This window comes from Desulfosporosinus sp. SYSU MS00001 (genome assembly GCF_049943955.1).
Classification (GTDB): domain Bacteria; phylum Bacillota; class Desulfitobacteriia; order Desulfitobacteriales; family Desulfitobacteriaceae; genus Desulfosporosinus.
Window position 1 is genome coordinate 1 of sequence record NZ_JBNFTW010000017.1, and the last position, 20,935, is coordinate 20,935.

Sequence of the window (20,935 nt, forward strand, 5' to 3'; positions counted from 1 at the left end):
CAAACTCTCCAAAAAAGTTATCTCAACTTCTTTAAAGAAGATGATATCTGCTCATGATTTCATGATTCTTTTTGAAACTCTTGCGAGTTTCTCTCATTGGCTGTCCTTGTTGTTTAGTTTTCAAAGATCAGAATGTCCGCTCGATTTTGTGTTATTTACGTTTTGTTTCGCGGCACTTAAGTATATTAACATTTCATTTTTATCTTGTCAATAATATTTTTTGCAATATCTCAAAAAGTCTATATGCAAAATATGGTAAATGCGAATCTCAATACTGCTTTATATTAAAGATCACGTTGTTAGGCTTTATAATCATCCTTAAATACTACAAATTAATTAATTTGCCCTGGAGACTTTGAGATCCCCAAGGCAAATCATTAACTAATCTCCTGGTTCCAGATTGATATTGTAACTTTATTCAATAGATATTGAATAAAGTTTTACGAAATAACAAATAAATCAACTCAGCAGAGTTATTGTCCAAATTTAATAAGATAATAGTTCTTTTTCCCTCGCCGAACAATAAGATATTTCCCGTCTAAACGTTCCAATTGCGATACAGAGGTTTCTAAATCATTGCAGCGAAGGTCATTGACATAGATAGCGCCATTCTCAATAGACTCTCTAGCCTGACGTTTTGAGGAGACAACCCCCGCTTGCACCAATAAATCCACAAAACTTATATCCGCGTTGTCAATCGCAGCAGAGGGAACATCACTAAATCCCTCTTCAACCTCGGAAGCAGATAAACCCTTTAATCCCCCTCCAAAAAGAGCTTTCGTTATTTTCTCAGCTCGGTCAAGAGCTACTTGCCCATGAACCAACCTTGTTACCTCGTTTGCCAGAGTTCGCTGGGCTTTTCTCTTTTCAGGCTCTCTTTCCAGATCTTGAGCTAAAGCATTAATTTCATCGATTGTCAAAAACGTAAAGTATTTTAGAAACTTAACAACATCCCGGTCATCAGTATTTAACCAAAATTGATAGAATTTATAGGGAGAAGTCTTTTTAGGATCTAACCAAACTGCACCACCCTCGGTTTTCCCGAATTTGACGCCGTCACTTTTGGTGACAAGGGGCATGGTCAAACCAAACATTTCCTTGTCTTGCTCGCCAGAAGCTCGGCGAATTAGTTCGATGCCAGCTGTGATATTCCCCCATTGGTCACTACCTCCCACTTGAAGTTCACAACCATACAATTCGTTCAGCTTCATGTAGTCATAGGATTGTAAGATCATATAGCTGAATTCTGTATAAGAAATTCCTTTACTCATTCGTGTTTCAACTGACTCTTTAGCTAACATAGTTCCTAAGGGGAAATTCTTACCGATATCTCTCAAGAATTCAATGACCTGAAGAGAACCAAGCCAATCGTAATTATTAGCAATAATCGCTGGATTGTCTTTTCTTTCAAAATCCAAAAAACGACTTAACTGAGCTTTTATTTTATCAGCCCATTCTTCTACAATTTCTTGGGGATTGAGTACTCTTTCTGAAGCTTTGCCGCTTGGATCACCAATTAGACCTGTCCCTCCGCCGACTAAGGCGATAGGTTTATGCCCTGCTAGCTGAAATCTCTTCAATATTAGTATAGGCAGCAAGCTTCCTATATGAAGGCTATCAGCGGTGGGATCAAAACCACAATACAATGTAATGGGACCTGACATTAATCGTTTACGTAATGATTGTTCATCTGTATGCTGATAAATAAGCCCTCTGTCTTTCAAGTCTTGAAACAAATCCATAATCATACCTCCAAAAATATTTTTAGCTTCTGATGAAATAGAATACATAGAGTTCTTACTTAGTAAATGCTCCCGAATCATTCAAATAATAAATCCCTCAACTAACGTTGAGGGACGAAAATGCTCCGCGGTACCACCCACATTGATGCCATTTCTCTGCAGCGAAACGGCACCCAGCTCTGTAGCGTTAACGGAACTACTCCGAGAGCTTTTAACTCCAGTCTTGAGGTGTAACCCTTGGTTTCCGTGTCGGTTCACACCGGACCACCGACTCTCTGATACCTTCTGCCAAGCTTCTTCTCAATCATACCATTCACAATATAGATTTGTATTATTGTATTATACCTTTTCTTAATCCGACATGCAACACACCGTATCGAACTGTCACATACCTATATAGAATTAGAATTTCCTTAGGATTGCAGAAGTATGATATAATTCAAAGAATTATATCATGTATCTAAAGCCTCATATTTATCGGAGGAGGTTCAATCATGTCATCATCTCGAAGACCAACAGTTCCTCGAAAAAAGCGTCGTTCATCGAAATTTCGGATTGTTATCAAGTTTCTTGTTAGCCTCATGATCTTAGCAATCATTGGCGGAGGGATTTTTGTCGGAATTGTTGCCGCACAAACGCCTAAATGGGATCCCAGTGCACTGAACGACCAAAAGCAAACCTCCTATGTTTACGACAAGAATAACGTACAAATAGCCCAATTGTACGGAGGAGTTAACCGTCAAGTCGTCCAATCATCGCAAATACCGGATCTTGTCAAAAAAACATTCGTGGCAGTCGAGGACAAACGTTTTTATCAGCATTTTGGGATCGACCCTATTCGAATTATTGGTTCAGCAGTCAATGACATTCGCTCAGGAAGTGCTAAAGAAGGAGCAAGTACCATCACTATTCAACTTGCCAGAAATGCTTTTATTGAAGACCCGACGGCCAAAACCCTGACCCGTAAGGTTCAAGAAGCTATTATTGCACTTCAACTCGAACACGAATATACCAAAGACGAAATTCTCACATTTTACCTCAATAAAATCTTTTTAGGACAATCCTCCTTCGGAATCCAAGCTGCAGCCAAAACATATTTCGGTAGAGATCTCAACGCTCTGACACCGGATCAAATCGCACTCTTGGCAGGGCTGCCCCAAGCTCCAAGTCAATATAACCCTTATATCCATCCTGAAGCGGCCAAAAATCGCCGTAATATTGTACTAGGAGTCATGAAAGATGCCGGACTGATTACTGCCAGTCAATACGACCAATACAAAGATGCTCCTTTTACTTATGTCGATACTATGAAACAAAAAGGTGGGGCTGAAAACACTGCCGTATCCACTGCAAATTACAAATACCCTTATTTTATTGATTATGTAGTGGAAGAGTTGGAATCCACTTATAACTTAACTCCAGATCAAATTTACAGCGGCGGATTGAAGATTTATACAACCATTGATACTAAAATCCAAAGTGCTGCAGAATCCGCTTTTGCTGACCCTTCAAATTTCCCACAAGGAATTGATGGCACAAAAGTTCAGGGCGCTATGACGGTCATTGATCCAACCTCCGGCGGAATACTGGCGATGGTTGGCGGGCGGGAATACACAACCCGCGGCTTAAATCGAGCCTGGCAATCCAAACGGCAACCCGGATCTACGATCAAACCTCTAGCTGTTTATGGTCCGGCCATCCAAAAAGGCGGATATTTCCCCGGGACAGTGCTTGATGATATGCCTGTCAGCTATAATGGCGGAAACGGCAAAGCTTGGACTCCTACGGATTTTGACACCATTGACAAAGGCTGGAAGGGCTTAATTACTATGCGTTATGCCCTGGAAGATTCGGTAAACGTTTATGCTGTCAAACTTCTTGATCTCATTGGAGTAGATTATGGTTGGAAGTTTGCCAAAGATAATTTGGGCTTACCGCTTGAGGACAAAGACCGTGTCCTTAGTCTAGCCCTTGGGACGCCGGAAGTATCCACTTTAGATATGGCATCTGCTTATGGAGTTTATGCCAATAACGGAGTAAAAGTAACGACACATGCAATAGCGAAAGTTCTTGATTCTAAAGAAAACACGATTATTAGTCCAAAAATATTGAAAACCCGAGTCATGAAAGAAACAACAGCCTATATTATAAACAATATGCTGCGCAGTGTTGTTACGGACGGTACAGCCTATAGTGCCCGAATAGGAGACTGGGCTATTGCCGGAAAAACCGGGACCACATCGTTGGATCCCAATAAATATGGCAATAAGTCTGGTAATCCGGATGCCTGGTTTGCCGGCTATACCCCCAATATAACAGGAATCGTCTGGATGGGATACGATTCTGACCCTGATGGAAAACATTATTTACACAATGTCTATGGCGGAAGTTATCCGGCCCAAATCTGGAAAAAGGTGATGACTGTCGCTCTTGAAGATCAACCTGTTCAAACGAAGTTTGAAGAACCTGCCGGAATTGTAAGCGGACAATTCGATACAAAATCCGGTCTCCTGCCAAGCAGCCTAACTCCACCCCAGTTTATTGGCACCGAAATAGCCGCCCAGGGGGATTTCCCTACCCGTGTTAGTGATGTTTGGTTTCAAAAGAACGTCGATGCAGATAACCCTAACATCCTAGCGAATGCCTCAACAGGGAATGTCATTGCGAGAACATTCCTTAATCTGCCGAATCGCTCCCCCTCTTGGATATGGCCGGCCAGCGAAGCCCCCTACAGACCGCCAAGTGAAATGACGGGGTCAGGGACTTCAAATGATCTAAATTCAACCGCTCCTGATTCAACAACAGCCAATTCGACCGACCCCAACTCAAATGTTCCGAATACCAATACAAACCCTCAAGTGGACCCAACCCTTTCCACTCTCCCTAAACCTTCCCTTGGTCAAGTGAAATATGACCCCAAAACCTACACAGCTGTTATACCCATGACGGTTCCTTCTAACAGTGAAAACAATTCTACGATTTTTTATCTTCAACGTTCCGGTCAGAATACCATAGAAAGCTTCCCGATAAACGCCTCCCACACCACTAAAACTTCCATTTCCATTTCACTCTCAGACAACGGAAAGCCACCTATACCCGGTGACTACATCTTCTGGGCCGCTTTCCAGAATCCTAATGGACCAGGAGTCGGGCCGTCTTCGGGAAGTGTAAAATTAACGATAACTGACTAAAACTATAAACCACAAATTCCGAAGCCGGGATCAACGCTAAATAAAAAGGTTGTAATAAACTTTCGAAAGTTTATTACAACCTTTTTCATTGTGTTTATCCAATCATAAGACTCCCACTTCAGGGGGGAGTGTTCCCATACCTTGCTTTGGTATGGGTAGAGTCCATCCTTTAGCCCGAAAGCATTTGTTATGGGCTATAGGCGCTTTCGACGAAAGAGTCCCACGGACACTTTCGTCACAGATGCCTCGATGTTCAGCTTTAGCCGAACGAGTTCACTTTAGCTCAACGACTGTGACCCCTGAATCTCCTTCCCCATATTCGCCAAGTCTGTAGCTGCGTACATGGGGATGCCCTCGCAGAAAATCTTGAATTCCTGTCCGCATGGCGCCTGTTCCCTTGCCATGAATCACATAGACTTGGCCGACACCGCCCAGAACCGCATCGTCAAGAAACTTATCCAAGACTTCAGTACCTTGTTCAACCAACATTCCTCTTAGGTCAATCTCGCTTCGAATCTCTTCCGCCTTTTGCAGTCCAAGACTATTCCCTTTCCGTGAACTTCGGGGCGGAGTTGGCTTTTCTTCCCGAGTCAACTTTAATTCTGTTAAGGGCACCATCACTTTCATGATACCTGCTTGGACAAGGACTTCACCGCTGGCATTGGGGAGCTTCAGCACTTGCCCCTTCTGCCTGAGTTTTGTCATCATAACCGTCTGTCCCGGCTTAATCTGATCTGGTTTCAAACCACCGCCGGTATGTTCAGTCGTTCGTCCTTTTTCAAGTTTATTGGAAACCCGGCGAAAACCTTGGCGCGCCTTTTCAATGTCCTGTTGTTGCTTGTTTTCCTTCTTGAGAGCTTCTTTCAACTCGGCGATAATTGCTTCCGCTTCACGTTTTGCTTCACGAACAAGCTCACCGGCTTCCTCTTTCGCCAAGGTCATTAAAAGTTCATAGTCCTCATCTAAGCGTTGTGACTTTTCTTCCAGAGCCTTCGCTTGCTGTTCCAGCGCTTGCCGTCCGGATTCAGCCTTTTGCTTTTCCAACTCAATTTCCCGGTGTGTCTCGCCAAGATTTTCAATGAGATCAGCAACCTGCATTTCCCGTTCAGTCACAAATGTATTAGCCCGCTCAAGGACCTGCTCACTTAGACCAAGTCTTCTGGCGATGGTAAAGGCATTACTTTTACCCGGAATCCCAATTAATAACCGATACGTCGGACGCAAGGTCTCCGTATCAAATTCTACGGAAGCATTCTTGACACGCGGCGTCTCGTAGGCAAAGGTTTTTAGGGCCCCATAATGGGTCGTAGAAACCGTCCGGCATCCTCTTGAATGCAGCTCCTCAAGAATACCCATGGCTAAAGCCGCGCCTTCCGTTGGATCTGTCCCGGCACCGACTTCGTCAAGTAAGACCAATGACCGTTCATCGGAACGCTGAATAATATCAACGATATTCTTCATATGACCGGAAAAAGTACTCAGAGACTGCTCGACACTTTGTTCATCCCCAATATCCGCAAAAATCTGACTAAAGATCCCCATGCGAGAATCACTCTCCGCAGGGATGTGCAGACCAGATTGAGTCATTGCCGCCATTAGACCAACAACCTTTAAAGCCACCGTTTTACCCCCGGTATTTGGCCCGGTAACAACCAAAGTATCAAACTCAATCCCCAATTCAACCGAGAGAGGAACGACGGTACCACTGATCAGAGGATGGCGGGCTTGCACCAGCTTTAATTGTTGATTGGGTACTAATTCAGGTTCTCCCGCATTCATTGTGATACTTAAATTCGCTTTAGCTAAAACGAAATCAAGTTTTGCCAAGGCTTCATGAAGATCTGCCACTGCTTCTGCTCGTGCCTCAATTTGGGCAGAGAGCATTTGAAGAATACGTTGAACCTCACGCTGTTCCTTTAGAACCACTTCCCGCAGTTCATTGCCCAAATGGACAACCGGCATGGGCTCAATGAATAACGTTGCACCGCTGGCCGATTGATCATGGACAATACCTGGGAAAACCGAACGATATTCCTGTTTTATGGGAATAACATAGCGATCCGAACGCTGAGTAATGATAGGGTCCTGCAGCATTTTTTGATAAGCAGGGTTACGCAGTGTTCCTTCCAGACTCTCCCGAATGCGATTCTGCAGACGATAAATAGCACGGCGTAATTCTGCTAATTCCGATGATGCACTGTCTGCGACCTTGCCATCCTCGGTAATACAACGAGAAATCTCATCCTCCAAAGGTTTTTGACTCTCCATTGAAAGAGTGATCTCCCATAATCCAGGAAACTCCGCCTGGGATTCCTGGAAGTACTGTTTTAATTTTCTGCCAACCCGTAAGGTATCCCGAACCTCAAGCAATTCTTCGCCATGAATAATCCCTCCGCGTAAACAACGTTCAAGGTAAGGCCGTATTTCTTTAGCGCCGCGAACAGAAAAGAGGGAGTTCCCACGCAAAAGGTTTTTTCCCTCATTCGTTTCTTGAAGTCCAAGACGCACTCCTTCCCAATCAACCTTTGGGGTTAACCCTTCGGCTAATTCTTTCGCTCTTGGAAGAAGACAATACTCGGCCAAGCGTTCTAACACTTTGGGGAAATCCAGCTTTTTTAATACTTTATCTTCGATTCCCATAGATCCTCCTCAATACACTCAAAAACACAATACCCAGCATCATTGGAATCAACGTTCGCAATCCTAACCATAATAATTAGTATAAGGCGTCAGTTAAAGCACACCTCTAAAAAAATGTCCCTTCGTAAAACCTTGCGGAAACATGGAAGTCAACTTTGCCATTCCTTCATCCGGAGTCCAAAGGGACCGGTTTCCGAGCTGCAAGGTATCCCATGCTTCTAAAAAAACCTTGACGATCAGACCTACCTGTTCAGGAGATTGGCGAGTTAGCTGCAAACGTATATTGGATACACCCATTCGTTTGAGCTGCGGCAATTCTTCATATAGATTTAAGACCTTAACATTATAAAGATGCATCCGGCATTCCTGATCCGTCTCCAAAGGAAAGTCATACTCCAGACGATCCCGTAAATAATGGGGTTCCTTAACACATTCACCTGAACAACGACTTCCTTGTTTACCACCCAAGATCGATCCTACCGGACAGTATTCGCTTACCATCATTTCCAGATCGCCAAACACAAAGTACTCTATCCCCCCCCATTTTGCCAAATGGGCCAATTGTTCATGATGCAATTCAGGAGATAAGGTTACTCTTTGAGCGCCTAGGTGCAAAAAGTGAGCAAGGCTGGCCTCGTTAAAGATGTTTAAAGAATAATCCGTTTCAAAAGGCCAATTGGGATCCAAAGATCGCAGGATTTCCAATTCACCGAGATTCGAGACCATAAGTTTTGGCTTTTCTGGCCAAAGAGCTGCCTTTTTCAGATCCTCCAGGAGTCTCGTGCTCTGAATTTCATTTAAAACTCTAGGGAGCCGCCAAGCGCAATCAACACCATGTTTGCGGCAGGTCTCAAACCCTGAGCGTATTTCATCTAGTTTGAAATTTTTCCTCGAACGCCAGTGTTCTCCGCCAATGAGTACTCTTTTTGCTCCAGACTTTAGGGCCGCCTGAAGGGTTTCCGGATCGCTTACAGCTACAGAAACCAGCGGCAGATTTCTCCCTCTCGAGTTTAAGCGTGCTTTCGCCAATTCATCGTTCCATTTAACAATTCTTTGTCGGTAAATAGATCGCTCAACATTTCGCTGTGTTGTTTCTCTAAGCAGTTCCTCTACCGCCATTCGCCGCATTTCATTAAGATCACTCACCGGCAGCATCAGACCCTCATCAACCTCAACCACTAATTGATCCAACCAGAAAGGTGTAGTTCCTAATCGTCCAAGCTGTTGGTTAGCATAGTCCCAAGTCAAAGGCCGTTTCAAAGCCTTTTGGGCAGGATTAGCAGAAGATACCCTGACTCTGCGCGTACCTTCGACAACTTCTAAAGTCAGTTTATCTCCAATATGCCCCGTCAGGTACATAGTCAGAGGACGCTTACGTTGTTCTTTACCTTCTTGAAAACTTTCCCGGGCCTTCTCCATTAACTTAGCGTCATTTGTTTTAAAGACGCGATCCCCAGGACGTGCCGCCCCAGTAAATTCGATTTGCACAGTTTCCCCGGGGAAGCCATCACTGACTGGTTGCTTGTCTCGCCAAATGTTACCAACAGTAATTCCTTCCCGTCCCCTACCTGTCCAAAACTCTATTCCATCGCCCGAGTGAATAGCAGCCTCGAGCTTGAGCTCTAATCGTCCTGAGTTGAGACTCACTACGCGTCCAAGGCGTGTTCCCCGATTGTTTGGACGACTGTAACTCATTAGGTCCGCACCAGGATTTTCCTTTAAATATCCTTTGGTAAAATCACGATTGAAGATTTGCAATAATTCTTGATGTTCCTCGGTTGTAAGCAGGGGGCCATTCTCTCCTTGACGTTCAATCTGGTCAAGAGCCTTTCTGTACAGCCTAATTACTGTTGCCACATATTCTGGTCTTTTCATGCGGCCTTCTACTTTCAGCGAATGAACTCCAATCTCCTTTAGCTCCGCTAAATCTTCTACCAAATTTAAGTCCCTGGGGCTTAATAAATGCTCCCCCAAATTCTTAACAGCCAATAGATTTTTACGCTCTCGATTTACCAGCTGATAAGTCATCCGGCATGGCTGGGCGCAAGTGCCTCGATTCCCGCTCCTTCCTCCGATAAAGCTGGACATCAGACACTGGCCGGAATAACATACACAAAGTGCACCATGTACAAAAACCTCCAGATCTAAAGGAGTACTTGAAGCCAAAGTTTTGATCTCAGCTGCCGAAGTTTCTCTTGCAAGGACAACTCGATAAAAACCGAGTCTTTCCATATGTTGAGCACCCCATGTTGTGTTAATCGTCATTTGCGTGCTCGCATGGATTTCCAGTTCCGGCAGAATTGCACGAATGAGATTTGCGGCTCCCAAGTCCTGTAGTATGACAGCATCAACACCAATATCATAAACAGCATAAAGGTAGTCCATCAGCTCTTGAAACTCCTGATCCGCAATCAATATGTTAACTGTTAGGTAGACTTTAACCTGCCGTTCATGAGCATAGCGGACTGCTTTGCGCAGCTCTTCTAAATCAAAATTTGCGGCACTTGCTCGAGCACTAAAACTTTTGCCTCCCAAGTAAACTGCATCAGCGCCGTTTTCCACAGCTGCCTTGAATGCTTCAAAACTTCCTGCAGGCGCCAGAAGCTCCAGAGGTAGTGTTTCATTTGCCGCTACCGCTTCTCTTTGATTGTGCATTTAATTTTACGCTCCACCCTCATATTTTGTTTATCCACTCCAATGAACATACTTATTATAATTGCTTAACTTAGATATGTACAATTTCTCATACTTTAATGCAAAGCAATGGGGAGCATCTTAAACTGCTTGCAAAGTAGTTTAAGATGCTCCCTCACCCAAAAATTTCCTTGGCTATTCAGTCTTTTCGCCCAGCAGCTGCATGAGAGTTTCTTGCTCCTCTCGCAGCTTGGCAAGATCATCCGCCAAATTAAGTGCAGTTAATATTGCCACTTGGTGAATGCCTAAGCGAGGGAGTCGTTGGGAAATTAAACGCATTTTTTTGTCCACTTCGTGAGCCAACCCCTGGATATACGCTTCTGTTCCTTCACCGCGGACCACGTGCTTCTCTCCAAAAATTTCAACAGCGACTTTGACTGATTCCTGAGCCACAATTTTCCCCCGCTCTCTTCTTGCTACTTTGCCGAAACGCTTTCTATTTTCGCCATTCTGCATCAAATTCCTGCTGAATTCCCTCTAGAATGCGAGAATTCAAGTTATTTACTTCTTCATCGGTTAAAGTCCGCTCTAACGATTGGTAGCGCAAGGAAAAAGCAAGGCTTTTGCGTCCTTCTGGTATTGACTTGCCGGTATAAACATCAAATAGTTCTACGTTCTGCAGCAGTTCCCCTCCGAGCTTGTGAATCTTAGCCATCACCGCCGCAGAGGAAGTATCTATGGGTATCACGACTGCCAAATCACGATTGATGGCAGGAAAACGCGGAATGGATTGCGCACGCACGATCGGCCGCATATGCTTAAATAAGACACCCAGATCCAACTCAAAGACTACAGCCCGCTCCAAAGCCCATTCTTTTTCTTGCGAAGGATGTATCTCACCTAAAAAGCCGATACATTCATTGTGAAGATAAACATCAGCTGAACGTCCAGGATGGAGCCGAGGACGATTTTCCGGCACTCGATAATCAAATTTAAGTCCAAACTCCCGAGCAATCTCCTCTAAAATTCCCTTGACGTAGAAAAAGTCATATTGAGTCTGGGAATTTAGCCAATGCCTGCCGCTCTTCCCAACGGCAACCCCAGCCACTCGCAATACTTCACGCGGAAGCTCACGCAAGGGTTTTTCATCCCCCCAGTAAGTCGTCCCAACTTCAAAAATACTAATTTCCGTATTGCGCCGTGCTATGTTCTTGGCCGCAACCTCTAACAATCCGGGCACCAACGACGTACGCATCACGCTGAGTTCTTCCCTTAAGGGGTTAAGCAAAGAAATCGAGTGCTGAGCGCTCCCCCACTGAGCGTCTTTAGCAGCACCTGTAAAGGTATAAGTCATAACCTCATCCATTCCGGATTGAACAAATACCTTGCGTAAGCGACGGCGAAAGTCCTGTTCCGGTGTCCTTCTTCCTTGAGTCGTATCCCCTTGCGGCAAGGTCGTAGGGATCAGATCATATCCCATTAAACGAGCAACTTCCTCCATGAGATCTTCCTCAATTTCCAAATCCGCACGATAGGTAGGAATCTCTACAACGAAGATGCCTTCCTTTTCCTCGTACCTAAAGTATAGGTTTGCCAGAACTTGTCGGATATCCGAGTCCTTAAGTTCAAGGCCAAGAACAGTAGAGGTATGCTGTACTGATAGTGTAATCTGGCGCAGCGGAGGAAGAGTCTTTAGCTCATCAAGAAAGGCCACAGGGCGTCCTGCTCCTAATTCCAGCAGCAATTCACATACTCGTCCCAAGGTTGCCACACAACCGTAAGGATTAACACCCTTTTCGTAACGATTTGAAGCTTCTGACCTGAGTCCCAGCCTTCGGCTTGTCCTGCGTATACTTACTCCGGCAAAATGAGCCGACTCTATTAATAAACGTTTCGTATCCTTCGTAACTTCACTGTCAAAACCTCCCATGACGCCTGCAACTGCTAAAGCCTGTCGATCATCGGCGATAAGCAGAGTATCCGCTTGGAGAGATCGCTCAACTCCATCGAGAGTGACAATTTTTTCTCCTGCTTTGGCACTACGAACATGAATGTTCCCTGTAATCTTATCCCGGTCAAAGGCATGTAAAGGCTGCCCCATCTCCAACATACAGTAGTTCGTAATATCGACGATATTACTGATTGGCCGAACACCAGCCGCCTTGAGTCTCCGCTGCATCCATTCCGGTGAAGGAGCAATATGAACATCCTCAACAACTAAACCGGCATAACGGCGGCACAACTCCTCCTCTTCAATGATAATCTTAAAATTCTCAGCAGCAGGAAGATCTAATTCCTTTGCTGTTTCTGCCCATTTAGGCAAATGGGGCTGTTTACCGGTGAGTGACGCCACTTCGCGTGCCACATTGACCATCGCCAAACAATCGGGGCGATTGGGATAGAGTTCTAAATCTAAAACACTGTCTTCACGCCCTAGATATTTGCCAAAATTCTCCCCAACCGGAGCCTCGGATGATAAGACCAAAATACCGCCTTCGCTGCGGTCCAAGCCTACGGAATCATCAAGCAGGAGCTCTTCACGCGAACATAACATCCCCTCTGAAACTACACCTCGCAGCTTCGACTTCCGAATCGACAAGTCATTGGGCAAGGCAGCGCCTATCATGGCTACAGGGATTCTGTCTCCGGCCTGTAAATTCTGGGCACCGGTGACGATTGTTACGTTTCCCTGACCTAAATTAACGTCGCAGACCCATAGCCTGTCGGCATTAGGATGCTTAGTCAAAGAAGTAATTTCCCCAATGACTACCTTTTCAAAGCCTTTATTAAGATTTTCAACATTTTCTACCTCAATTCCGCCGCGAGTTAATGTTTCTGCCAACTCTTCGGCGTTCTGATTGACATCCACCAGTTCGCGAAGCCATTCCATACTGACTTTCATAGTCTTTCCCCCTTAAAACTGCTGCAAGAAGCGCAAATCATTATCAAAAAGAAGCCTCATGTCCTCAATGCCAAACTTCAGCATGGCAATTCTCTCAACGCCCATGCCAAAAGCAAAGCCTGTGACTTCCCTCGGGTTATATCCGCCCATTTCCAGGACTTTCGGGTGAACCATTCCCGAACCTAAAATTTCAATCCACCCGGTTCCTTTGCAAAGGCGGCATCCCGCTCCTCCACAAAGCATACAAGAAACATCGACTTCAGCGCTTGGCTCAGTAAATGGAAAAAAACTGGGCCGCAAGCGAATTTCACGAGATTCGCCAAACATCTGCCTTGAAAAATTCAGCAAAATCCCCTTTAGATCGGACATCCGAATCCCTTGATCAACCATAAGTCCCTCAACTTGATGGAACATCGGAGAATGTGTGGCATCATCGTCATTTCGATAAACTGTCCCAGGAGCAATGACCTTCACCGGTAAATGAGGGCGAAGTTTTTCCATTGTCCGAATCTGAACAGGAGAAGTTTGAGTCCGCAGCAATATTTCTTCTGTGATATAAAAGGAATCTTGCATTTCCCGAGCCGGATGATCTTTAGGAAGGTTAAGCGCCTCGAAATTGTAATAATCCGATTCGATTTCCGGCCCCTCAGCGATCTGGAAGCCCATCCCCAGGAAAATATCTTCAATCTCTTCAACAACCTGAGTCAAGGGGTGATAATGCCCGCGGGCAACGCGGCTGCCGGGCAAAGAAATGTCGATGCGCTCTGCTGCTAAACGTTTCTCCAGAGCAATAGTTTCCAACTCCGCGCTTCGTTCTTCCCAAGCTTTTTCCAAGCGGCTGCGCATCTCATTAACCACTTGTCCCATAACCGGCCTCTCTTCGGGACTTAAACTACCCATCTGCCTCAGCAATGCTGTCAAAGTCCCTTTCTTGCCAAGCACCTTGACCTTAAGCTCTTGAAGAGCTTCCGACTTATCTAATTGCTGCAATTCACGCAGGGCCTCTTCTCCAATACGAAGTATTTCTTTCTTCAAGACAACCATCCTTTCCAATTTCCAAACTCTGCGTAAGCGTCTCATCACTCATTAGTATTTCTATCCATCCTTTGGTGAGACGATATGATCCCACGCTTAAGGTTATAATAAAAACGCCCAATCCCCTACAAAAGGGACGAGCGTCATTCTCGCGGTACCACCCTGGTTTGGCTTTTTAAGCCACACTCATGTTCCGGTAACGGCGGAAACCGGGCTTTTCTACAGATCAAAAAGCCGCTCCAAGGCGAAATTTAACCTCTTTTTCTAAGAGGAGGATACTTTCTTAGCAGGCTTACAGTCTTGGCCCACCTCCCTGTGAAGAAACAATCCTTTTTTACCCTATCATCGCTTTATAAATATTGTAAACTATCAACAAGTTATCAAGCTATTATAGCATAGCGCCCCAGTAAATTACAAGAAATCCCTTTGACGCACTATCTCGTAAAGAAGAATTCCCGTTGCCATGGCTACATTTAGTGATTCCACTTCCTGCGCCATAGGAATTGTAACTCTTTGTACGTCCTCCCTTTGAAAGGTAAGGGATGGACCATTTCCTTCATTCCCCACAACCAAAGCTAAAGGCCCATTCAATAAGTTCGTCTCGTAAAGTGCTCTTCCTTTTGTATCTCCTAAAATGATCCGAAGACCCTGTTTTCGGCAAAAGCTTAACACTGCCTCCGGGGACAAGTCCGGGATAAGGACTAAGGAAAAAAGGGCTCCCATAGTACTGCGCAGCACTTTGGGATTATAAATATCAACGGTTCCCGACGTTAAACAAACGTAACGAACTCCCGCCGCCAAGGCAGTACGGAGAATCGTCCCTAGATTCCCGGGATCTTGAACTCCGTCCAAAACAAGCACTACCGATTTCCCATCAATATCTATATCGTCCCATGTATACCTTGTTTGATTCACAAGCGCTAAAATGCCTTGTGGTTCCTCCGTCGCGCTCATTTTACGAAAAACCCGCTCATCGGTTTCCTCAAAGGGGATTCTTCGATCTTGCAATCCTTCCCTTAGGACTCTCCACTCAGATTGTTTTCCTTTTAAGCTAACGTATACTTTTCTTATGGGCGCATTCCTGCTTAAAGCTTCAGCAACGAACCGCCATCCTTCTATAACATATAGCTGGGTCTCTTCACGGACTTTACGCCGCTGCAAAGAGGCGATGAATTTAACCTGTTCATTTTGTAAGGATTCCAGCACTTTTCCACCCCCAAGGCCTAGGGACCAGCTCCAGAGATAGATATAGTCTACCCATTGGCAGAGTCCTTTATAATTTCGTTTGCGCCGAAGGAAACACATCTATAAAAAGAGGATGCTAGCGCATCCTCTTCACTTGGTAATTAGCCGTTAATTTGAACTTTAGCGACATTTGCAATTTCAGTAAATGCTGCTGCATCGCTAATTGCCAGTTCTGCCAGCATCTTACGGTTAACTGTTACCCCAGCCTTCTTCAAGCCATTCATCAAGCGGCTGTAGGAAATACCATTCATACGTGCAGCTGCATTGATTCTAGCAATCCAAAGCTTACGGAAGTTTGCTTTGTTGTCTTTTCTATGAGCATAAGAATAGGCTAAGGATTTTAAGACTTGTTCATTCGCGGGGCGGTAAAGTTTACTTTTCCCTCCGCGATAACCTTTCGCCAATTTTAAGATCTTTTTATGTCTATGATGTTTTGTCATGCCTTTTTTAACACGGGCCATCCCAAAAACCTCCTTTTAGTGCAACGTTATAGATAAACAATCAAGTTTTTAATTCTCTTGACATCAGATTGGTTCATAACCGTTGATTTACGCAAATTACGTTTTCTTTTCTGAGACTTCTTCTCCAGAATGTGACTTGTAAAGCCGTGCATACGGACAACTTTACCTGTTCCAGTTTTCTTGAAGCGCTTAGCCGCACCACGGTGAGTTTTCATTTTAGGCATTTGAGTATCCCCCTCTCGGTATTAGTCATGTTTAACAGAAGCCAAAATCATAATCATATTGCGGCCCTCAAGTTTAGGATCACGCTCTATGCTAGACTCCGCTTTACAGAATTCTGCAAGTCTGAGACAAAGGGTTCGTCCTAGTTCAGGGTGAGTGACTTCCCGCCCGCGGAACATAATAGTAACCTTCACTTTATCCCCTTCGCTTAGAAAGCGCTGTGCATTACGAGCCTTGGTTTCAAAGTCATGATCCTCAATATTGGGGCGCAGCTTGACTTCCTTAATTTCCATGCTCTTTTGCTTTTTACGAGCTTCCTTATCTTTCTTCGCTTGCTCATACTTATACTTGCCATAATCCATTAGTTTGCAGACCGGCGGTTTCGCCGTCGGTGCAATCTCTACGAGATCTAAAGACTTCTCGACTGCAAGGTTCAAGGCATCTCGAACCGCCATAATTCCAAGTTGTTCTCCTTCTTCCCCAACAAGACGGACCTCCCTAACCCGGATTTCGTCATTGAGTCTTAAGTCCTTGCTAATAAGAAACCACCCCCATTAAAACTTAGCACAATAGAAAAAGACGGATGAATACCACCCGTCTTCTAAACAATCATGAGCACGTATTAAGCCCAAGCCCAGAAGATACCTTACCGACTTTAGCCGTAAGGTGAGAAGCGGATGGCTTCTACTTGACAACGAATATTTTATATCAGCTCTCAAGTTTTGTCAACTTTTATTGAGCCAAAGCTGTTAAAAGCTTCTTATTTTTTATATCATCTTGTATAAGATTAACAAACTCATCTACTGTCATTTTCTCTCCGGCATCCCCTTGACCGTAACGACGTACAGCAACGGTATCCGACTCGGCTTCTTGATCTCCAACAACCAAGGTATAAGGAATCTTTTCAGTTTGAGCCTCACGGATTTTGTAGCCAACTTTCTCTTTACGCTCATCCGTTTCAACTCTTATATCTAATTCATTGAAACGGGCAGCTAATGCTTTGGCATAGCCCTGATGCCGCTCACTGATCGGCAAAATGCGAACTTGAACAGGTGCTAACCAGGTTGGAAAAGCTCCAGCATAATGTTCAGTCAAAAGTGCTATGAACCGTTCAATACTACCATAGATCACTCGGTGAATCATAACCGGACGATGTTTTTGTCCGTCCTCGCCGACATAAGTTAGGTCGAATTTCTCCGGCATTTGGAAATCAAGCTGTATGGTACCACACTGCCAAGTCCTATCCAGGCAGTCTTTCACGTGAAAATCAATCTTTGGTCCATAAAAAGCTCCATCACCTTCATTGATCTTAAAATCCAAGCCTCTTTCTTCGAGGGCCTCTTGAAGCGCTCGAGTTGCGGCTTCCCAATCCTCATCTGAACCCATAGAATCTTCAGGACGGGTGGACAACTCTACATGATATTCAAAACCAAACACTTTGTAGAAGGTGTCTACCAGTTCAATAACCCCAAGAAGTTCCTCCTTAATCTGGGACGGAAGCATAAAGATATGGGCATCATCTTGAGTAAAGTTTCTAACCCGCAGCAAACCGTGGAGTGCACCCGATAGTTCATGGCGATGAACGAGTCCCAATTCTCCAACTCGCAGCGGCAAGTCCCGATAACTGCGCAATTTGGTCCGGTACATAATCATACCACCCGGACAGTTCATAGGCTTAACTGCGAAATCCTGATCATCGATCTTCGTAAAATACATGTTTTCTTTATAATGATCCCAGTGACCAGATTGTTCCCAGAGTGAACGATTGAGAATAATCGGGGTCTTAATTTCTTGATAGCCCCGCTTGCGGTGTTCTTGTCTCCAAAAATCTTCAAGAGCATTGCGCAAAACCATTCCTTTAGGATGGAAGAAGGGGAATCCAGGACCTTCGTCATGAAGACTAAAAAGATCAAGTTCTAAGCCCAACTTACGATGATCGCGGCGTTTGGCCTCTTCCAATTTGAATAGATAATCTTCGAGATCAGCCGCTTTAGCAAAGACTGTGCCGTAAATGCGCTGCAGCATCTTATTTTTTTCATTACCTCGCCAATAGGCGCCTGCCAAACTCATGAGTTTAATTGCTTTAATAATTGAAGTTGATGGGATGTGGGGACCTGCACAAAGGTCCGTAAAATTGCCCTGAGTATACATGGAAATGGTAGCATCTTCGGGAAGCCCTTCAATAAGTTCGACTTTATAATTTTCACCAAGTTTTTTAAAGTAGTCCAAAGCCTCGGTACGCGATACTTCCTTACGTTGATAAGTGTAGTTTTCCTTAGCCAGTCGTTTCATTTCTTTCTCGATTTTCTCAAGATCCTCAGGGGTAAACACATGCTCAGAATCAAAATCATAATAGAAACCTTTGGCAATAGCTGGTCCTATCCCCAACTTTGTTCCGGGAAACAAATTTTCTACAGCTTGGGCCATTAGGTGAGACGTTGAATGCCGAAGAACCTCCAATCCTTCTTCGCTGTCCAGTGTGATGATCTCAACTGCCGCATTCTCCGTGAGAGGATAAGAAAGGTCTTTTAATTTGTCATTTACCTTTCCGGCAACTGCAGCTTTAGCTAAACCACGCGAAATAGAGGCAGCCAATTCTGCTATAGTCGTTCCTTGTTCAACCTCACGTATTGAGCCATCTTTTAAAGTTACTTGTATCATTGCTATCACTCCTAACCAATTTCGATAAACGCAAAAAAGCTCTCGCCCCAACTAGGGACGAGAGCTTGCTCCCGTGGTTCCACCCAACTGAAAGGATATTCCTTCCACTCGATTCCCCTTAACGCGGGAAACGGCAAAGCTTACTTATTTCAGCCCTGCACTCAAGGGTGGTCTTCACCTGAACCTTTGTGAGAAATGCTTACAGCCGCGGCATTTCTTCTCTAACACTTAGGATCAGGATACTCTCCCTTTCAGCGATTTAAAGTAATCACTTTAGAAATAGTTTTATTGAGATTAATATACCAAGCGAATAGATTAATTATACAAAAGCCTTGCTTATTTGTCAAAAATCTTTACATAAAGAACAGCCACTGCAATCACGAACTCTACTACCAAAAACCCGCCTTATGGTCTGTAATGTATCTTTATACCCATTATAACGAATGTGTAACGTGATCTGTCTTGGAGCTACTGCGATAAGCGAACTTACCAAGAGGTCTTCGTAACCTAACTCATGTAAATTATCCAGCTGATAATCTTCCAGGTAGTCGCGGGTTATGTCCTCTCCGTCCTCGTCATAAAGATGAAACTCACCTTTCGAAGTCATTCCTACATGCAGTCTCTCTAATTGCGGCGTCTGGGTGTCGACAAAATGTTTTAAGAGCTGAATAAATTCCAGATACTCCTTTTCTACGATATACTCTTCGATAGCAAACTCCACGGCTTTACTGACGTCATGCTTATATTCCTGGGCTCGGAAACTTAGAAAGCCTTCAAGATCAAAATTCAAAGACTGATTAAGACAACTTAAAATTTGAGTTACAAGCTTTGTCTTACGGTTGATACGATAGGCACGATCTTGGCCCAAACCTTTATTCAAATATTCCAGAGCTCTGTTCAGTATCTCCTGACCATTATCATCAATTAAATATTTATTTTTTTTAAGGATTCCCCGTACATGTTCCTTCTCCCAATGTAGCAAGATCGTTTCGGCTAAGGCATTCGCTAAATAATATCGCTGGATTTTCCGGACCATTTCCTCATTGTCAGTCCCCGCAAGAGATGTAGCAAGAAACTTACACTGAATTAGCCAACGCTTTCCGTGTTGCTGCTCAATAATCTGTAAAGGGAGACGTTCACGTTTACTCAATTCCCTTAAGGACCTACATATACTGTCATGGTATCTTTGCGTACCTAACTGCACGGAATGTTCCACTGGCACCCCTCCATATTAGAGTATATGACTCTAAGGAAGCCATATTTCGATTGGGCCAATCTGTTAATACCTTTTAAACAATATATTTTCAAAAGGTATTTCGGACATTCCATAACATTTCCAATTTATAACATTTTTATTCTCTTTAACCACATTTTACATTGAGCAATTGTTACTATCCTTCTGAGACACCGATTTTCTGCGAGAGAAAAGAGATCGACTAGAGTCTCTATCATCGTTCAATTCTTGTTCTGCAGAATAAACCCCATCAATTTCATTAATATCCTCAATCAGGTTTTCTATGTCAAGTTTACGAAAGGGAGTTCTCAATTTAAATAATATAACCGTTTTATTTTGTTCTTCTATTTGCAAAGTCATCGTAATATTTTGCGGAACAATGTTGTGAGACTCAATAACCCTGTTAATCTCTTTAACTCTGCACGTTCCATTGACAGCAACAACCTTAATTGTCGCACTGTTTCTAAAAAAATAATTTTCTACTATGCGCTCTAATGTTATAAACACTAAAAAGGTGACCAATGTAGCCGAAAAATAGAACCCGGCTCCAGTTGCCAAGCCGATGGCTGAGACAACCCAAAGGGATGCTGCAGTTGTCAAGCCTCTAATCGATGTTTTATCTCGCAAGATTGTGCCGGCTCCTAAGAAGCCGATCCCTGAGACAACTTGCGCAGCTAAGCGAGCAGGATCTTTGTTAACTGACGTGAAATTAGCAAAACCGTACATTGATAAAATCATAATCAACGCTGAGCCTAAGCTAACTAAAATATGAGTTCTAAATCCTGCCGAACTATCATTTCGTTCTCGTTCGAGACCGACAATTCCTCCAAAAATACAAGCCAGCAATAGCCTTAAAGCAATTTCATAATCCGTAATATGCACTGTTTTTCACATCCTAACTGTGATTGTAATATCTATCGCTTAATAACATAAATTAATAGTTCGAGGGCGAGGCCTTTTCTATGATG

The 20,935-nt window shown here is 44.0% G+C and carries 15 protein-coding genes and 2 other annotated features; of the genes, 1 reads left to right on the forward strand and 14 read right to left on the reverse strand.

The window, feature by feature from the left end; translation table 11 throughout:
- Positions 1–473: 473 nt before the first annotated feature.
- A complete protein-coding gene (gene tyrS / locus ACPUYX_RS20190; protein WP_426381406.1) occupies positions 474–1,742 on the reverse strand; it encodes a tyrosine--tRNA ligase in 1,269 nt (422 codons plus the stop codon).
- Positions 1,743–1,823: 81 nt separating this feature from the next.
- On the reverse strand, positions 1,824–2,000 hold the full coding sequence (locus ACPUYX_RS20195) for a hypothetical protein (RefSeq protein ID WP_426381407.1): 177 nt from the start codon (positions 1,998–2,000) through the stop codon (positions 1,824–1,826).
- Positions 2,001–2,236: 236 nt separating this feature from the next.
- Between ACPUYX_RS20195 and ACPUYX_RS20200 the strand changes: the two genes are divergently transcribed.
- On the forward strand, positions 2,237–4,933 hold the full coding sequence (locus ACPUYX_RS20200) for a transglycosylase domain-containing protein (RefSeq protein ID WP_426381408.1): 2,697 nt from the start codon (positions 2,237–2,239) through the stop codon (positions 4,931–4,933).
- A gap of 273 nt (positions 4,934–5,206) precedes the next feature.
- On the opposite strand, the gene ACPUYX_RS20205 is transcribed toward ACPUYX_RS20200, so the two are convergent.
- The 12 genes from ACPUYX_RS20205 to ACPUYX_RS20260 all read right to left on the reverse strand — a co-directional run bounded on the left by ACPUYX_RS20205 (position 5,207) and on the right by ACPUYX_RS20260 (position 20,849).
- The gene (locus ACPUYX_RS20205; RefSeq protein WP_426381409.1) at positions 5,207–7,573 is read right to left on the reverse strand and encodes an endonuclease MutS2; all 2,367 of its coding nucleotides are present in this window, start codon (positions 7,571–7,573) and stop codon (positions 5,207–5,209) included.
- A 93-nt stretch (positions 7,574–7,666) separates the two neighbouring features.
- Positions 7,667–10,228, reverse strand: coding sequence for a DUF3656 domain-containing U32 family peptidase (locus tag ACPUYX_RS20210; RefSeq protein ID WP_426381410.1), 2,562 nt, complete (start codon positions 10,226–10,228; stop codon positions 7,667–7,669).
- A gap of 174 nt (positions 10,229–10,402) precedes the next feature.
- A complete protein-coding gene (locus ACPUYX_RS20215; protein WP_426381424.1) occupies positions 10,403–10,660 on the reverse strand; it encodes a cell division protein ZapA in 258 nt (85 codons plus the stop codon).
- Between the two features lie 43 nt (positions 10,661–10,703).
- Entirely contained in the window at positions 10,704–13,109 is a 2,406-nt protein-coding gene (gene pheT / locus ACPUYX_RS20220; protein WP_426381411.1) for a phenylalanine--tRNA ligase subunit beta, read from the reverse strand.
- Positions 13,110–13,121: 12 nt separating this feature from the next.
- Entirely contained in the window at positions 13,122–14,144 is a 1,023-nt protein-coding gene (pheS, locus tag ACPUYX_RS20225) for a phenylalanine--tRNA ligase subunit alpha (RefSeq protein ID WP_426381412.1), read from the reverse strand.
- A 411-nt stretch (positions 14,145–14,555) separates the two neighbouring features.
- Positions 14,556–15,350, reverse strand: coding sequence for a TrmH family RNA methyltransferase (locus tag ACPUYX_RS20230; RefSeq protein WP_426381413.1), 795 nt, complete (start codon positions 15,348–15,350; stop codon positions 14,556–14,558).
- A gap of 140 nt (positions 15,351–15,490) precedes the next feature.
- Positions 15,491–15,850 (reverse strand): 50S ribosomal protein L20, encoded by a 360-nt coding sequence (rplT, locus tag ACPUYX_RS20235; RefSeq protein WP_088185783.1) that lies wholly within the window; start codon positions 15,848–15,850, stop codon positions 15,491–15,493.
- Positions 15,851–15,876: 26 nt separating this feature from the next.
- Positions 15,877–16,074, reverse strand: a complete 198-nt coding sequence (gene rpmI, locus ACPUYX_RS20240; protein ID WP_426381414.1) for a 50S ribosomal protein L35 — start codon at positions 16,072–16,074, stop codon at positions 15,877–15,879.
- A gap of 21 nt (positions 16,075–16,095) precedes the next feature.
- On the reverse strand, positions 16,096–16,611 hold the full coding sequence (gene infC, locus ACPUYX_RS20245; RefSeq protein ID WP_088185784.1) for a translation initiation factor IF-3: 516 nt from the start codon (positions 16,609–16,611) through the stop codon (positions 16,096–16,098).
- 26 nt (positions 16,612–16,637) lie between these two features.
- Positions 16,638–16,768: a sequence feature (ribosomal protein L20 leader region), on the reverse strand.
- A gap of 36 nt (positions 16,769–16,804) precedes the next feature.
- Entirely contained in the window at positions 16,805–18,733 is a 1,929-nt protein-coding gene (gene thrS / locus ACPUYX_RS20250) for a threonine--tRNA ligase (protein WP_426381415.1), read from the reverse strand.
- 50 nt (positions 18,734–18,783) lie between these two features.
- Positions 18,784–18,997: a binding site (T-box leader), on the reverse strand.
- Between the two features lie 79 nt (positions 18,998–19,076).
- Complete coding sequence (gene ytxC, locus ACPUYX_RS20255; RefSeq protein WP_426381416.1) at positions 19,077–19,949, reverse strand: sporulation protein YtxC; 873 nt, start codon at positions 19,947–19,949, stop codon at positions 19,077–19,079.
- A gap of 156 nt (positions 19,950–20,105) precedes the next feature.
- On the reverse strand, positions 20,106–20,849 hold the full coding sequence (locus tag ACPUYX_RS20260; protein WP_426381417.1) for an MgtC/SapB family protein: 744 nt from the start codon (positions 20,847–20,849) through the stop codon (positions 20,106–20,108).
- Between the last annotated feature and the right edge of the window lie 86 nt (positions 20,850–20,935).

What these genes read in the sequence shown, in the direction of transcription:
- tyrS (WP_426381406.1), bottom strand. Translation starts at nt 1,742, where the DNA reads ATGGATTTGTTTCAAGACTTGAAAGACAGAGGGCTTATTTATCAGCAT.
- ACPUYX_RS20200 (WP_426381408.1), top strand. Translation starts at nt 2,237, where the DNA reads ATGTCATCATCTCGAAGACCAACAGTTCCTCGAAAAAAGCGTCGTTCA.
- ACPUYX_RS20205 (WP_426381409.1), bottom strand. Translation starts at nt 7,573, where the DNA reads ATGGGAATCGAAGATAAAGTATTAAAAAAGCTGGATTTCCCCAAAGTG.
- ACPUYX_RS20210 (WP_426381410.1), bottom strand. Translation starts at nt 10,228, where the DNA reads ATGCACAATCAAAGAGAAGCGGTAGCGGCAAATGAAACACTACCTCTG.
- pheT (WP_426381411.1), bottom strand. Translation starts at nt 13,109, where the DNA reads ATGAAAGTCAGTATGGAATGGCTTCGCGAACTGGTGGATGTCAATCAG.
- rplT (WP_088185783.1), bottom strand. Translation starts at nt 15,850, where the DNA reads ATGGCCCGTGTTAAAAAAGGCATGACAAAACATCATAGACATAAAAAG.
- rpmI (WP_426381414.1), bottom strand. Translation starts at nt 16,074, where the DNA reads ATGCCTAAAATGAAAACTCACCGTGGTGCGGCTAAGCGCTTCAAGAAA.
- thrS (WP_426381415.1), bottom strand. Translation starts at nt 18,733, where the DNA reads ATGATACAAGTAACTTTAAAAGATGGCTCAATACGTGAGGTTGAACAA.